This is a genomic window from Psychrobacter sp. LFX-11D (assembly GCF_904846475.1).
Classification (GTDB): Bacteria; Pseudomonadota; Gammaproteobacteria; order Pseudomonadales; family Moraxellaceae; genus Psychrobacter; species Psychrobacter cryohalolentis.
This window is the reverse complement of record NZ_CAJHAV010000001.1, coordinates 147,036-163,867: the sequence shown is the minus strand read 5'-3', so window position 1 is coordinate 163,867 and position 16,832 is coordinate 147,036. Positions and strand designations below refer to the sequence as shown.

The window sequence follows — 16,832 nt, the reverse complement described above, 5'->3', positions numbered from 1 at the left end:
TTTATTGTATAAATAGGTGTCAATATGGGATATAAAGCGTTATCTGCCTATTGTAGCAGTAGATGCGACAAAGCGCTGTTGTGGTCAAGCAAAACGCGCTGGATCAAATTGATCAACTGTAGACGTTATCTAATCATTGCTTATACATCATTATGAGGACATTTTAACGCTTTTCATCCCACTGTGCTGCCTCATCTCGAAACTATATAGGCCAGTCTGTCTGAAACCGTGATTAGTATCACTAATGGTAACGACAATTGATAGATCAGTGCATATAATCAGTCATATTTTGAGTGATTAGTCATTACTGGCCGCTTGGTCTTTCAGCCAATCGATAAACTGCTTGCTATGCTGCTCACGCTGATTGTCTGCAAATTCATAAAAGCGCGTACCGATTAAATTGTCTGGTAAATAACTTTGCGCATAATAATGATTGGGATAATTGTGGGGATAGACATAATCTTGTCCATAGCCTTGATTACGCATTAATTTGGTCACGCCATTACGTAGGTGTAGCGGCACAGGTGAGGCGTCTTTTTCTGCCAAGCTCATCGCAGCATTGATAGCGTTGTAAGTACTATTACTCTTGGCACTGGTTGCCAGATAGACCACCACTTGCCCCAAGATAATACGTGATTCTGGCATGCCGATGGATTGCACGCTGCGCAATGCCGCATCAGCAAGGAGTAGAGCATTAGGGTTGGCATTGCCGATATCTTCACTGGCTAAAATGACCAAACGCCGCGCGATGAAGTCAGCCGGCTCACCGCCCACTAGCATACGCGCCATCCAATATAGTGCCGCGTCAGGATCTGAGCCGCGCACTGACTTTATCATGGCTGATACCATATCATAATGCTGCTCACCATCTTTATCATAGCGTACGAGTGCGGTCTGGGCGACACGGGCGACCAGTGCATCATCGATGATGAGCGGTGATTGATTGGTATCAGCCGTCTGAATAGCAAGCTCTAATAAATTAAGGGCTTTTCGTGCATCACCATGTGCCAACTGGCTAATCGTATCTTGCGCCTGCAAATCGACCGATAGGTTTTTCAGTATATTATCTTCTAAAAGCGCCCGCTGTAATACCGCACTGATTTGCTCAGGCGTCAATGGCTCTAGGCGATACACTTGGCAACGTGATAACAGCGCATTATTGACACTAAAGGAAGGATTTTCAGTGGTCGCGCCAATCAAGGTAATATCACCAGACTCTACAGCGCCCAGTAGCGCATCTTGCTGAGCTTTATTAAACCGATGAATCTCATCAATAAAGACCACTGGCGACTCAAAACTCAATGAATCCTTAGTATCTAATACCTCGCGTAACTGCTTAACCCCAGTATTCAAAGCAGATAGTGCATGGAAAGGTCGTTCAACGGCATCCGCCAAAAGCATAGCTATAGTTGTTTTGCCAATACCTGCTTCCCCATGCAAAATAATAGACGGTAGGTGTCCTTGCTCTACCAAGCGCCTTAGCGGAGCACCTACTGCTAACAAGTGCTCTTGACCAATAATGGCATCAAGCGTGGTCGGGCGCATACGCTGGGCGAGGGGTGTATCAGCATGAAAATTAGGTGGCATAAAATTCTCTATATCTTCTGTTATTCAAGGCTTTTTGTTATAAGATTAAACAGTTATCCATAGTATTCAAAGTCAAATTATTGTTTTCCATATTTGTCTTTATAATGCTGTCCTTATTGCGATTAAGCAATAAGTCATAAATAAGGTAATAATTCATGATGTTTTTAACATTATTATAAAAGCTAGGCTAACGCAGATTCACGTTAATAAAAGTCAGCTAAATGTACAGCTTATGTCTTTAACGCTTTACTTATATCTATATTATCCCTATTAAGGTGTTAACTAACTTTACGAAAATGATAGATCACAGATAAAGGATGATAGTAGTCATGTTGCAGTCGATTTTTAAGCGTCTATTAAATCGTAGTTCAGCATCTGCTGACTTAGTAACTGCTAAACAACTAGCGCGGTCTCTTACTGAAGGTGAAATTACTCTTGCACGTTCGGTTTTTGGTGACAGCCTCAGACTTGATGACGTTCAGCTGAAAACAGCATGGTGGGTACTCAAACATTACGCTGTGAGTCCTAATGGTCATATTTATTTTCATGCATCAGATTGGATAGATGATTTCAGCCAAGCGCCATTGGGCAAACAAGGTTGGCTGATACATGAGTTGACACATGTGTGGCAGCTGCAACAAGGCTTGAAGGTGGTACGCGGTGCTATTATCGATCGTCGCTATAATTATGTGCTAAAAGTGGGTAAGCCTTTTTTTAAATATGGTATCGAGCAGCAGGCACGCATGGTACAAGACTATTTTGTCCGTCGTCAGCGCGGACAATACTGTCAAGATCTTGCAGGCTGTATCCCATTTTTAGTGGTTTAATTGCGACTAATCTTGAGCCTAGTAGAACATACCGCGACTGATTCTTAACCTCTATATAGCTATGTGATATTTTTGTTTTTAACACAGGAAATAAATTCAGATGTTTAAATTTTGGCTAGTAAAACATGATAATGGTGTTTATGGTAACCTTACTAATAAAGGTATTGAGTGTCCACAGCACTCAAATGCCTTACTGGCGGCGGCATTGACTGGTGTCTTATTGTTAAGCGGATGTCAGCAGCAAGCAGCAGAAGAAAATGTAGCGGATAAGCCCCAAACAAGTGAAGAAGACAGTCAACCGATGGCGCAAAGTGATTCTGCTGCCGCACGTATTGAGCAGTTCCAACCTTTATATGTTACCCAGTTTCAGGCATTGCAGGGGCGTCTGCAAGCAGAGTACGAGTCGCTACAAGCTGCTGATATTGCAGACAGTGAAAATACTTTATTAGTCGATGAGCCTACTGTTGCAACTGGCAATAATCAGCCAGCTAACAACAGCGATCAAGGAGCTATAGCTGCTACGCCACAACTAGCACAAGATCTGGTAGCAGCTGCAAAGGATGCAGCAAATGGCAACTCTGCGACAGATACTAACACAAACGATGAAATTAACACCAGTACCGAAGTTGGTGAGCGCGATTTAACGGTATTAAAGCGTATTAGCTTAGAGCCACGTAAGCCTGTGATATTAACTGAAAAGCAGATTATAGAACGCTATGAGCAAGCAATGGAAGCGCTTTATCAGCCAGTGACCACGCCACTGAATGCGCAGGATACGGATACTTTGATTAATATCGCCACTTTAGTACCACAGCTTTTTGAAGATGCAGAAATTGCTGGCAGAGTCAGTGCTAAAAGCCCTGCATTGGCACGTTTAATTATTCAGCATCAAGTTTGGGAGCAGATAGAAGCCCAGCAAGTACTAGATATGCAAAAAATGAAACAAACCCAACAACAAGAATTTGAGATGCTAATGGCGAAATTCAATGAAACGATTGAAGGTTATGATGAACAAATCGCTAAATATGAGCAAACGCTAAAAGAATTTAAGTAATCCGTTAAATTTAGCCATAAAAAAATCTCGCACATGGCGAGATTTTTTATGACTGTTTATTTTTACAAATGCTTAATTACTATTTACGATCTTCAACTTTAACGAAATCGCGCTGCGTTTCACCAGTGTATAACTGACGTGGGCGACCGATTTTGAACGGTGCGCTGTGCATCTCTAACCAATGGCTGATCCAACCAGAAGTACGAGCTAGTGAAAAGATAACGGTAAACATTGACGTTGGGATACCGATGGCTTTAAGGATAATACCCGAGTAAAAATCAACGTTTGGATACAAATTACGCTCAACGAAGAACGGGTCTTCTAAAGCGATTTTCTCAAGTGCCATAGCAAGCTCAAGCTTAGGATCATTGATACCCAATGCGCCTAGTACTTCGTCACAAGTTTCTTTCATTACTTGTGCGCGTGGATCAAAGTTTTTATAAACGCGATGACCAAAGCCCATCAGTTTCACTTCACGGCTTTTCACTTTTTCCATGAATTCAGGCACATTTTCAACTGAACCGATCTCATCTAACATCTCAAGCACGGCTTCGTTCGCGCCGCCATGTGATGGTCCCCAAAGGGCGGCGATACCAGCAGCGATACACGCATAAGGGTTAGCGCCAGTAGAACCAGCTAGACGTACCGTAGACGTTGACGCGTTTTGCTCGTGGTCAGCATGCAAAGTAAAGATTTTGTCCATGGCGCGAGTGATGACGTCATTGGTTTGGTAATCAACATCAGCAGGCGTGGCAAACATCATGTATAAGAAGTTTTCCGCATAATTGAAATCATTACGTGGATACATGAACGGTTCGCCTTGTGAGTATTTATAACTCATTGCCGCAAGTGTCGGCATTTTAGCGATGAGACGAATCGCGGTAATTTCACGATGTTCTTCATTGCTGATGTCTAAATCTTCATGATAAAACGCAGATAAGGCACCAACGACACCAACCATAATTGCCATTGGATGGGCGTCACGACGGAAGCCTTCAAAGAACTTACGCAATTGATCATGAACACCAGTATGCTTACGAATTTTTTCAAAGAAATCGGCTTTTTGCTCAGCGTTAGGCAGATCACCATGAATCAGTGCATAAGCCACTTCTAGATATTCTGCATTGTTTGCTAACTGGTCAATAGGATAGCCGCGATGCAATAGCTCGCCTTTACCACCATCAATGAAGGTAATTTTCGATTCGACAGGAGCAGTTGCCATAAAGCCTGGATCATAGGTCCAATAGCCAGCTTGTTGGAAAGCAGCAACTTCGATAACTGACGGCCCTAAAGTACCTTCAGTAATAGGAAGTTGGTAGTCCTTACCATCTAAGGTCAATGTGGCTTGATTATCAGCCATAATTTAATCTCCATTGTTTTAACTTGTTAGAACAAAAATAATAGTGACGCACACCCTCGCGTCATAAATAGTCAAATGGCCAAAATGAATGTGACCTATTTAATATGCAGGCTATATTAGCAGTTATTACTTAAGTTTTGAAAAGACTTTTACTTGCTAGACCACCAATAGACGTGCGCTAGTAGTGCTTATCGGTTGTAAACTTTGTATCAAAATATGTCTAGTAGGTAATTTGACTGTAAACCATCTTATTTATCATAGCGTAATGATTATTATTAACCTAGATATAAAGAGACAGTTTTAAACAAGTACTCTTCTGAGATATCTTCTAATATTTACTATAAAACAGACAGAGCATCATTAGCTGATACATTCGTTTGGCTTTATAGGTCACTAAGCCTGAGTAATACTAATGAATTCATATTGCAAATAGCCAGTTTTTTGTTAATAAATCTCTAATAACCACTATTTAGGGGATAAATTTGTAATTAGGGCTCAGTCATTTTATAATTAGAGGGATTTAACTGGCACTAGCTTTGCGCAAATTGATGACTTGTCCTAATAAAGTAGGTAAGGGGCTTTGCTCCACTCATACTTTGTTACGATTGAATAATCACTTTGTAGACCAAGACCGAGCTTATCGCTTGAATATTCTTGTTAACTGTTCTATTTTTAAATAGCCTACAGTGAAGTTTACCTTAACAAAAAAGGATAACATAGAGATGACTCCATGGCGTTGTCTTTTTTTTGTTAATGGGAACCAGTAAAAATAGAATAGTTAATCGATTTATCCCGTGCTTCGTTTTGTGGTCTGTTAATATGTAGAAAGCTTATTGTTGAAAGGGTTTATTGAGCGATAGTTGAATGCCCATAATGACCCTGTCAATCTTCGTATGCTTTCAGATTTAGCGCAAATAAAATAACGTCAGCTAGCCCTTCCTTACCTTATTCATCTCATGTGTTGCTCGCCGCTTATAGAAGTGTATTTGTACCAAGCGTTGATAGCAGATACAGGAGTATAACCGCAAAAAGGATGCCCGCTGTGAAAAGCAACCGACCTATTGATCTGCCCTTAAGCCAAGTGATTAGCGTTAATCGCTCACCGATTGCGATAGCTTCAATCTTGCATCGTATCTCTGGCATTATTTTATTTCTACTTATTCCTGTCATGTTATGGATATTACAGAATTCTTTGGCGTCGCCTGAGAGTTTTGAAGCCATATTTGACAATGTCCTTGTTCGCTTTTTGGCGTGGATTTTTGTCGCCGCCATCGCTTATCACTTTGTGATGGGTATCAAGCATTTATTTGCTGATATGGGTATGAATGAGGAGCTAAAATCTGGCCGTGCCGCTTCTATGATTAGCTTTGTAATTGCAGCAATCTTAATTGTCGCGTCATTTGTATGGGTGATGTTCTAATGAAAAATGATTCAGGAATCAAAAGCGCTACTGGTCTAACCGGCTCAGGTTCACGTGATTGGATTATCCAGCGTATCAGTGGTGTGGTTTTAGCCGTATACAGTGTGGTATTACTGGGCTTCTTCTTAACTCATGGCAATGTAAGCTTCGTTGAATGGTCAGAATTTATGACCAGTTTACCGATGCGTCTGTTCAGCTTATTGGCCGTTTTGGCGTTGGCTGGTCATGCTTGGGTTGGTATGTGGACGGTATTTACTGACTATATTACCACTGGCAAACTGGGCTCAAGCGCAGCAGGTCTACGTTTAGTGCTACAGTCATTAATGATTATCGCTATTTTAGTTTTCCTATTTTGGGGCATTATGATTTTTTGGGGTAACGGCTTCGGTGTTGTTGCGGTTTAACCATTAATCATAGATTTAGATATTGATTTATCTGATTTTTATAAATTGAATATCTAACCATAACAACGGACGAACCTGACAGCATTGGCGATGATTCGCTTATTTGAAAGCGTTTATTTTAAATAACGTACTTTAAAGTGCTCAGACGATAAGAAATCCGTTAGTAGCCAAAATAGTCATAGCTAATCATAGCGTTGGGCGCCCACTAAATTCACAATTACTGATACGGTAAATGACGCTTATTTAATAGATAAAAGCTGTGAAAAAGTGAGCAAGCCCAATATAACGATAGATATGCAAATTAAGTGGTTGAAGGCTGTCTGTATTGTATTTTGATTATTGTCAGTAGCGTTGCAGCAAAAGCTTGCTAGCGTTAACGCACAATAAGATACAGAGCAACCTTTTTATTTACTTCTAAGCATTAACAGGCATTAGGAAAACCGTAATGGCAACTAGACAAGATAATACCATTAGTAATATTAAAACCCTGAACTACGACGCGGTCATCGTTGGTGGCGGCGGCTCAGGTATGCGTGCTTCATTGCATTTAGCGGAAGCGGGCATGAAGGTTGCAGTCTTGACCAAAGTATTCCCGACCCGTTCGCACACCGTTGCTGCTCAAGGCGGTATCGGTGCAAGTTTGGGTAATATGAGCAATGATAACTGGCACTTTCACTTTTATGACACCGTTAAAGGGTCAGATTGGTTAGGTGACCAAGACGCTATTGAGTACATGTGCCGTGAAGCGCCAAAAGTGGTGTATGAGCTTGAGCACATGGGTATGCCGTTTGACCGTAACGAAGACGGCACGATTTATCAGCGCCCATTCGGTGGTCATACCTCAAACTATGGCGAAAAAGCCGTACAACGTGCGTGTGCTGCTGCTGACCGTACCGGTCACGCACTACTGCATACGCTATATCAAAAAAACCTACAGCAAGGTACTGAATTCTTTATCGAGTGGATTGCCCTTGATTTGATCAAAGACGACGCTGGTAACATCAATGGCGTTATCGCTATTGAACAAGAAACGGGTACTGTTGCGGTATTCCAGTCGCCAATCACTGTATTAGCGACAGGCGGCGCAGGTCGTATCTTTGCCGCATCTACCAACGCTTATATCAATACTGGTGACGGTATTGGCATGGCGGTTCGCGCAGGTATTCCATTACAAGATATGGAGTTCTGGCAGTTCCACCCAACGGGCGTTCATGGTGCCGGCGTACTATTAACCGAAGGTTGCCGCGGTGAAGGCGCTATCTTACGTAATAAAGATGGCGAAGCCTTTATGGAGCGTTATGCCCCAACCGTAAAAGACTTAGCACCACGTGATTTAGTATCACGCTCTATGGACCAAGAAATCAAAGAAGGCCGTGGTTGTGGTCCAAATGCTGACCATATCGTAATGGATATGACCCATTTAGGCGTTGAAACCATCATGAAGCGTCTGCCATCAGTATTTGAGATTGGTAAGAACTTCGCTAACGTTGATATCACTAAAGAGCCAATTCCCGTTATCCCAACCATTCACTACATGATGGGCGGTATTCCAACTACGATTCATGGTCAAGTGATTGTACCGGATCTAGAAGCAGGTACGGATGAAGATGGTCTATATGCAAAAGGTAACGTGGTTAAAGGTCTATATGCCATTGGCGAATGTGCGTGCGTCAGTGTTCACGGTGCCAACCGTTTAGGTACCAACTCACTGCTTGATTTATTAGTCTTTGGTCGCGCTGCAGGTAAGCATATCGTTGATGAATTCCATCATGCGGATCATAACTATAAGCCACTTGATCCTCGCGTCCTTGATTACACAGTCGGTCGTTTAGACAAGCTGCAACAGTCAACTTCAGGCTACAATGCGCAAGACGTTGCCGATGAGATTCGTGCAACCATGCAAACGCATGCCAGTGTATTCCGTACACAAGCGATGATGGATGAAGGCGTTGCAAAAATCCTAGCGCTAGGCGAAAAGATTGATCAGATTCATTTGGCTGATAAATCACAAGTCTTTAACACTGCTCGTATTGAAGCTTTTGAAGTAGGCAATCTTTACGAAGTAGCAAAAGCGACGATGATATCGGCGGCCCAGCGTCATGAAAGCCGCGGCGCGCACAGTGTCTCTGACTATGATCGTCCTGAAGATGATGAATACGCACCAAACGGTCGTAACGATAATGATTGGATGAAGCATACCTTATGGTATTCTGAAGGCAATAAGATTATCTATAAGCCGGTTCGTAAAATTCCATTAACGGTTGATTATATCGAGCCAAAGGTTCGTGTCTACTAAGTCAGACGCCTTGCGCCTGATGTGTATAGACAGCATAAACGTTTTATCCTTTATTCATTTATTAAAAAGGTGACCGCCAGCTACAAGCTCATGCTAGCGCCCTATTAATCAGTATTTGATCATTCTTGTCAGTACAGATTAATAGCCAGCGCGACTATGTTGCAATCCTTGTATGCCCGCCATCACCGACGTGTGGAGTTTAGCATTATGAGCCGAGGTACTCGCACCATCGAAATCTATCGCTACGATCCTGATCTGGACGCAGCGCCGCGCATGCAAACTTATACGATTGAGCTATTAGACTCAGATCGTATGTTGCTTGACGTGTTATTACGCCTAAAGAAGGAAGATGAAACTCTTACCTTCCGTCGCTCGTGCCGTGAAGGCATCTGTGGCTCTGATGGCATGAATATTAACGGTAAAAATGGTCTAGCATGTTTGATCAACATGAATACTTTGCCAGAAAAAGTAACCGTTCGCCCGTTACCAGGTTTGCCAGTGGTTCGTGATTTGGTCGTCGATATGAACCAATTCTACGAGCAGTACGAAAAAGTACATCCATTCTTAATTAATGATCAGCCAGCGCCTGCGACTGAGCGCTTGCAGTCACCTGAGCAACGTGACAAGTTAAATGGTTTATATGAATGTATTTTATGTGCCTGCTGTTCAACCAGCTGCCCATCATTCTGGTGGAATCCTGATAAGTTCTTAGGACCATCAGCACTACTGCATGCTGATCGTTTTGTTTCTGACAGCCGTGACAGTGATACGCGCGCGCGTCTGGCTCGTTTAGACGATCCATTCAGCTTATTTCGTTGCCGCGGTATCATGAACTGCGTATCAGTATGTCCAAAAGGCTTGAATCCAACTAAAGCTATCGGTCATCTGCGTAATTTGTTGCTTGATCAAGCAGGTTAATATACCTTTTAAGCTCAATTAGCTTTATAATAGCGCTATAAAAAACACCACCTGAGATAAGGTGGTGTTTTTTATTCGTTAAAATAAGCAAAACAATAGCGTAAAGTCACCATGCTTGTTAAGTCGTCTTAGAACAATATTTGAATTTGCATCAGAATAATGATGACAAGTAAGGCCATACTAACAATACGTTGCTTATATGTAAGACAACCTGTTATCTGCTCCATCTGCCTATATAATTATAAGTAGTAATAGCTAAGCATAAAAAATGCTTGGTTATTATAAGATTATAGGGGTGAATGACGATGATAGAAGGTATATAATACTGAGGTTAAAACCGATGCATAGCAGTGATGTATCAATATGCAGGAAGTTAATCACCTATGAATTGCGTAAAGTGATAATAGATATTCATTGTGTAAATACTTAGTATTGAACAAACAAACTATGGCTGCAATTGTTGCCATGTTACGCTATACGGCAGTGTATCATTTGTCAAATAGTCATTGCAGAGCTACAATAGCCAAGTTATTCAGCAGAAATGGCTTGTAAATGAGCCAGCTGAACAAAAAAATTTAAAAAAATGCTATAGATAACAATTTAGTTATAACTTGTAGCATTATATATAAATTAATGTTTTGCGACGAGCGACATAAGAAAACTGAACGTTCACAAATAATTTGAATGGTGTTCTATGTTGATTGTTCATTGTTAAAAAGCTATTTATTCAATAGCTCAGCCGCCTGTATACAACAAATTTCACAACAATAAGCACGATTCCATTCATTTATCTATCAAATAGACGATTATTATGAATAGTATAACTAAAGAAGCAGCGAGCGTAGATCAAACAGAATTGGCCGCTGATAACGCCAATTATATTGATATTCTCTACGAGCAATACCTAGAAGATCCTAATAGTGTTGGCAGCGATTGGCAAACGTATTTTGAACAATACAAATCGCCAAATGATGCGCCGCATAACGCCATTAAAGACCAGTTTTTATTGTTAGCCCGTAATCAGACGGCTAATAAGGTCAGTACTGATACCAATAGCTTGGCTAGCAGTCATAGCAACAATGTTGGTGACAATAAGCAAATGGGTGTACAGCAACTCATCTCAGCTTACCGTCGTCGCGGTCATCGCCGTGCGCAGTTAGATCCATTAAGTCTGCATCCACGTGCGGAAGTAGAGGATTTGACTCTTGCTTATCACAATCTTTCTGAAGCGGATCTTGATACAGTATTTCCGACTAATGATCTAAATATCGGTAAAAATGAAGCACCGTTACGTGAAATCATTGAAATCATGGAGCGCGTCTATTGCCGTTATATCGGCACAGAATATATGCATGTGACCACCAGCACAGAAAAGCGCTGGATGGAAAAATATCTAGAAACCAATCTAGGTCATATCTCTTTTGATACAGAAAAACGTTTGTCTATTCTTGAGCGTTTGACGGCAGCAGAAGGCTTAGAAAAATATCTTGCTCGTAAATATACGGGTGTGAAGCGTTTTGGTCTGGAAGGCGGCGAGAGCTTTATTCCAGCGATCAATGAAATCATTCAACGTGCTGGCGGTTATGGTACAAAAGAGATGGTCATTGGTATGGCGCATCGTGGGCGTTTAAACTTATTGGTAAATATCTTGGGCAAAAACCCTGCTGATTTGTTTGATGAGTTCGATGGCAAAGTTCAGCCAGAAAAGGGCTCAGGCGATGTTAAATACCATAATGGTTTTTCATCGAACGTGATGACACCAGGTGGGGAGGCGCATTTAGCGTTGGCATTTAACCCGTCACATCTTGAAATCGTTGCGCCAGTATTACAAGGCTCAGTACGTGCGCGTCAAGTACGTCGTAATGATCAGCCACTTCATGAAAATAAGACGGGCAATTCAGTATTGCCAATCGTCATTCATGGTGATGCGGCGTTTGCTGGTCAAGGCGTGGTACAAGAGACATTCCAGATGTCACAAACCCGTGCGTATACGACGGGCGGCACCATCCATATTGTGATTAATAACCAAGTTGGTTTTACCACCAGCCGTCAAGAAGATGCACGCTCAACTGAATACTGTACTGATGTGGCAAAAATGGTTCATGCGCCAATTTTGCATGTCAACGGTGATGATCCTGAGTCTGTGGTATTTGCCGCGCAATTGGCGTTAGATTATCGTCATGAGTTTGACAAAGACATCATTATAGATCTTTTCTGCTATCGCCGTAATGGTCATAATGAGGCGGATGAGCCTTCAGCTACTCAGCCACTCATGTATGCAGTGATCAAAAAGCTACCAACGACTCGTACTATTTACGCAAAACAGTTAATCGAAGAAGGTTTGCTGAGTAAAGAAGATGAGACGCGTTTAGAAGATGAGTATCGTGAATCATTAGACCGCGGTGAATATGTTGCTAATTCATTAGTAAACGAGCCTAACGAGCAGCTATTTGTCGATTGGAAACCTTATTTGGGTCACGATTTGGTTGATGATTGGGATACCAGTGTCGACATCGAAGTATTAAAAGGCTATGGTCGCCGCATGGCACAAATGCCTGAAGGTTACAAGCTACAGCGCCAAGTACAAAAAGTGGTTGAGCAGCGCTTAGCGATGCAAACTGGCGAAGAGCTTTTGAACTGGGGTGCAGCTGAGACATTGGCATACGCATCACTGGTCGATAACGATAAAGTGCTGGTACGTATTACTGGTGAAGATGTAGGACGTGGTACGTTCTCACATCGTCACAGCGAGCTATATAATATTGAAGATGGCAGCATGTATGTGCCACTTGCTCACCTGAGTGAAGATCAAGCACGCTTTGCCACTTATAACTCATTGCTATCAGAAGAAGCGGTATTAGCTTTTGAATATGGTTATGCGACCACGGTGCCAAATGCATTGGTGGTTTGGGAAGCGCAGTTCGGTGATTTTGTTAACGGTGCTCAAGTAGTTATCGACCAATTCATCGCGAGTGGCGAGACCAAATGGCAGCGTGTTTGCGGCTTGACCATGCTATTGCCGCATGGCTTTGAAGGTCAAGGTCCTGAGCATTCATCAGCCCGTCTTGAGCGCTTCTTGCAGCTATGTGCTGAAGACAACATGCAAGTCATCACACCAACGACGCCTGCACAGATTTATCATGCGCTACGTCGTCAAGCGGTTCGCCCGATTCGTAAACCTTTAATCGTGATGTCGCCAAAGAGCTTGCTACGTCATAAGCTTGCGACTTCTCAATTAGAAGAATTGGCAAATGGTAAGTTTGAAACAGTATTGCCAGAGATGGATCAGCAAAATCCGGACAACGTGACTCGTATGGTGCTATGTGGCGGTAAAGTTTATTATGACTTGCTTGAGCAGCGCCGTGCTTTAGGTTTAGATCATGTCGCAATCGTTCGTATTGAGCAGCTCTATCCTTTACCAGAAAAACGCTTAATTGCTGAAATTGAAAAATACAGCAACTTAAAAGAAATCGTTTGGACGCAAGAGGAGCCGTTGAACCAAGGCGCTTGGTATTACTTAGCACCGCATATGTTCCGCATTGTTGTACCGCATCCAACCAGAGCAAAAGTGATGGAGCCAGTTGCACGTCCTGCCAGTGCAGCGCCTGCGACAGGATCAGCAAAATTACACGTTAAGCAACAACAAGATTTAATTGCTGGTGGTCTTGGTATCAGTGTAGATGAGCTGTCTATTTAATAGCTTATATAAATAACAGATTGTATGTAATCAATGAATCAGGCGATGACAGTCAGTACCCAGTAAGACAATTTAAATATCACATTTTAAATGGCACTGACTGCCTATCACGACTTAATTATAAATAGTAATATCCAAATCTAAGGAGTATATCGATGGCTGAAATTAAAGCCCCCGTTTTTCCAGAATCGGTTGCCGATGGTACAATCGTTGAATGGCATGTCACTGAAGGTCAGCAAGTAAACCGTGATGACCTATTAGCTGAAATCGAGACTGATAAAGTTGTATTAGAAGTGGTCGCGCCTGATAACGGTGTTGTAACCCGAATCGTTAAGCAAGTAGATGACACCGTATTGTCTGATGAGCTGATTGCCGAATTTGAAGCTGGTGCTAGCGCCAGTGCTGAAGCTGCTCCTGCCGTTGATCCAGATCAACCAGCTGCGCCAGTACAACCTAAGCAAGCAACAGATGGCGGCGAGCCAGTACAAGCGTCTGCTGAATCTGATCATAAAGATCAAAGCCCTGCAGTGCGTAAAGCAGCCAAAGAGTCTGGCGTAGATCCTAAAAACGTCGAAGGTAGTGGTCGCGGCGGTCGTGTGACTAAAACTGACATGTCAAACCCAACGTTGAAAGCGGACAGCTCAATCACTTCTGATAGTGGTCGTCCTGTTGCTGAAGCAGTTGGCGAGCGTACTGAAAAACGCGTACCAATGACACGTCTACGTAAAACAATCGCGAATCGTCTGCTAGCTGCTTCTCAAGAAACGGCAATGCTAACGACGTTTAACGAAGTCAACATGAAACCGTTGATGGATATGCGTACCAAGTATAAAGATCAGTTCGAAAAGCGTCATGGTACACGTTTAGGCTTTATGTCGTTATTCGTAAAAGCGGCGACTGAAGCACTAAAACGCTATCCAGCTGTGAATGCGTCATTAGACGGTGATGATATCGTTTATCATGGTTACTATGACATCGGTGTTGCCGTATCTTCTAACCGTGGTCTAGTCGTACCAGTACTGCGTGATACTGATCGTATGAGCATGGCAGATGTTGAAGCCAAGATTCGTGAGTTTGGTGGTAAAGCACAAGAAGGCAAACTTGGTCTAGATGACATGATTGGCGGTACTTTTACGATTTCAAACGGTGGCGTATTTGGTTCATTGATGTCAACACCTATCTTGAATCCACCACAAACCGCTATCTTGGGTATGCATGCGATCAATGACCGTCCTATGGCGGTTAATGGTGAAGTTAAAATCTTGCCAATGATGTATCTTGCACTGTCTTATGACCATCGTATGATTGATGGTAAAGAAGCGGTACAATTCTTGGTAACACTGAAAGAATTGGTTGAAGACCCTACTATGTTACTTTTAGATCTTTAAGTTTTTAGGCTTGTATCAGTCATGACTGATACAAGCTTTTTAGCTTTGTATAGATTATCTTTTAATGCCTTTTAGCTTTTTCAGTTCTATCTTATGAGCAATGAGCTAAGCATACTCAGCAACTATCTTTATCGTCTTTTTAAACGCATCTATTATCTAGCATTTAGATATCGTATTGGTTATCGAACAGATAAGTCGATGGTTTACTAACGAGATAAAATTGGTTTATATGATACCTAACATTAAACTAAAATTAAAATAGGAACGTATTATGAAAGACAGTTATGATTTAGTCGTCATCGGCGGCGGACCTGGTGGTTATGAAGCAGCAATCCGTGCAGGACAGCTTGGCATGAGCGTCGCTTGTATCGAAAAACGTGTCTATAAAGGCGAGCCTGCACTTGGCGGTACTTGCTTAAACGTCGGTTGTATCCCATCAAAAGCATTGCTTGATAGCTCACATCGCTATGAAGCGACTAAGCACGACCTTAATGAGCATGGTATTACTACTGGTGATGTTGCTATCGATATCGAGCAAATGATTGCTCGTAAAGAAGGCATCGTTAAGCAGTTAACTGGCGGTGTTGCTGCGTTATTGAAAGGTAATGGGGTTGACTGGCTACAAGGCTGGGGCACATTAGAAGATGGTAAAGGTGCTGATAAAAAAGTTAAATTTACCGCCCTTACTGATGAAGTAGAAACCACGATTACTGCTAAAAACGTCATTCTTGCAGCTGGTTCAGTGCCGATTGATATTCCAGTTGCCAAAACTGACGGCGATCGTATCGTTGACTCTACTGGCGCGCTTGACTTCACTGCTGTACCTAAGCGTTTAGGCGTAATCGGTGCTGGCGTAATTGGTCTTGAGCTTGGTTCAGTATGGCGTCGTCTAGGTGCAGAAGTTGTGGTATATGAAGCACTACCTAGCTTCTTGGCTGCTGCTGACAAAGACATCGCTAAAGAAGCGGGCAAAATGCTGAAAAAGCAAGGTCTTGATATCCGTGTCGATACCAAAGTGACCAATGCTGAAGTGAAAGGTGATCAAGTCATCGTTACTAGCGAAACCAAAGGCGAATCTAGTGAAGAGAGCTTTGATAAGCTGATCGTTTGTGTCGGTCGTCGCGCTTATTCTGAGAAACTACTTGGCGAAGACAGTGGTATTCAATTGACCGAACGCGGTTTGATTGATGTCAATGATCAGTGCAAAACCAATCTTGATGGCGTTTATGCTATCGGTGATTTGGTACGCGGTCCTATGCTTGCGCATAAAGCCATGGAAGAAGGCATGATGGCTGTTGAGCGTATTCATGGCGAAAAAGCTCAAGTTAACTATGACACTATTATCAACGTCATCTATACGCATCCAGAAATCGCATGGGTTGGTTTGACAGAGCAAGAAGCAGAAGCTGCCGGTTATGAAGTCAAAACAGGTTCATTTAACCTAGCTGCAAACGGTCGCGCTCTTGCTCAAAGTGAAGCTCAAGGTTCTATCAAAGTCGTTGCTGATGCCAAAACAGATCGTTTATTAGGCATGCATGCGATTTCTGCTGGTGCAGGCGATATCGTCCATCAAGGTATGATTGCGATGGAATTTGTATCAAGCATCGAAGATTTGCAGTTGATGACGTTTGCGCATCCAACGATCTCTGAAGCCGTCCATGAAGCAGCATTGTCTGCGGATGGTCGTGCGATTCACGCGATTCAGCGTAAAAAACGTAAATAATTTTAATGGCTAAAAATATTTGTATAAAGATATGTTAAGTGTCTTAAATGGTTATTAGATGATGACATGACCATCGCATTGTTCGAATAGCTATTTTGAATGACTATTTTGAATGATGAGTTGGTCTAACATACAGTAGAGCATTCTACGATGTATGA

At 42.3% G+C, this 16,832-nt stretch carries 11 protein-coding genes; 9 read left to right on the top strand and 2 right to left on the bottom strand.

The genetic code is table 11. The features are described from left to right. Positions 1-297: 297 nt before the first annotated feature. Positions 298-1,587, bottom strand: a complete 1,290-nt coding sequence (locus JMX75_RS00715; protein ID WP_201530565.1) for a replication-associated recombination protein A — start codon at positions 1,585-1,587, stop codon at positions 298-300. Positions 1,588-1,916: 329 nt separating this feature from the next. Here JMX75_RS00715 and JMX75_RS00710 point away from each other — a divergent pair, with 329 nt between their 5' ends. Beyond that, positions 1,917-2,414: a type IV secretion protein Rhs gene (locus JMX75_RS00710; RefSeq protein ID WP_201530564.1), complete on the top strand. Its 498-nt coding sequence runs from the start codon at positions 1,917-1,919 to the stop codon at positions 2,412-2,414. A 100-nt stretch (positions 2,415-2,514) separates the two neighbouring features. Then, entirely contained in the window at positions 2,515-3,468 is a 954-nt protein-coding gene (locus tag JMX75_RS00705) for a hypothetical protein (RefSeq protein WP_201530563.1), read from the top strand. A 79-nt stretch (positions 3,469-3,547) separates the two neighbouring features. On the opposite strand, the gene gltA is transcribed toward JMX75_RS00705, so the two are convergent. After that, positions 3,548-4,828: a citrate synthase gene (gene gltA / locus JMX75_RS00700; RefSeq protein ID WP_201530562.1), complete on the bottom strand. Its 1,281-nt coding sequence runs from the start codon at positions 4,826-4,828 to the stop codon at positions 3,548-3,550. Positions 4,829-5,861: 1,033 nt separating this feature from the next. Here gltA and sdhC point away from each other — a divergent pair. The 7 genes from sdhC to lpdA all read left to right on the top strand — a co-directional run bounded on the left by sdhC (position 5,862) and on the right by lpdA (position 16,674). Beyond that, complete coding sequence (gene sdhC / locus JMX75_RS00695; RefSeq protein WP_191691306.1) at positions 5,862-6,248, top strand: succinate dehydrogenase, cytochrome b556 subunit; 387 nt, start codon at positions 5,862-5,864, stop codon at positions 6,246-6,248. Between the two features lie 17 nt (positions 6,249-6,265). After that, the gene (gene sdhD, locus JMX75_RS00690; protein WP_227670405.1) at positions 6,266-6,652 is read left to right on the top strand and encodes a succinate dehydrogenase, hydrophobic membrane anchor protein; all 387 of its coding nucleotides are present in this window, start codon (positions 6,266-6,268) and stop codon (positions 6,650-6,652) included. Positions 6,653-7,097: 445 nt separating this feature from the next. After that, on the top strand, positions 7,098-8,948 hold the full coding sequence (gene sdhA / locus JMX75_RS00685) for a succinate dehydrogenase flavoprotein subunit (protein WP_201530561.1): 1,851 nt from the start codon (positions 7,098-7,100) through the stop codon (positions 8,946-8,948). A gap of 207 nt (positions 8,949-9,155) precedes the next feature. Then, a complete protein-coding gene (locus JMX75_RS00680) occupies positions 9,156-9,866 on the top strand; it encodes a succinate dehydrogenase iron-sulfur subunit (RefSeq protein WP_011512485.1) in 711 nt (236 codons plus the stop codon). Between the two features lie 811 nt (positions 9,867-10,677). Beyond that, positions 10,678-13,563, top strand: a complete 2,886-nt coding sequence (locus JMX75_RS00675) for a 2-oxoglutarate dehydrogenase E1 component (protein WP_201530560.1) — start codon at positions 10,678-10,680, stop codon at positions 13,561-13,563. 155 nt (positions 13,564-13,718) lie between these two features. Continuing rightward, complete coding sequence (gene odhB / locus JMX75_RS00670; RefSeq protein WP_201530559.1) at positions 13,719-14,951, top strand: 2-oxoglutarate dehydrogenase complex dihydrolipoyllysine-residue succinyltransferase; 1,233 nt, start codon at positions 13,719-13,721, stop codon at positions 14,949-14,951. A gap of 271 nt (positions 14,952-15,222) precedes the next feature. After that, a complete protein-coding gene (gene lpdA / locus JMX75_RS00665; protein WP_201530558.1) occupies positions 15,223-16,674 on the top strand; it encodes a dihydrolipoyl dehydrogenase in 1,452 nt (483 codons plus the stop codon). The last annotated feature ends 158 nt before the right edge of the window (positions 16,675-16,832 follow it).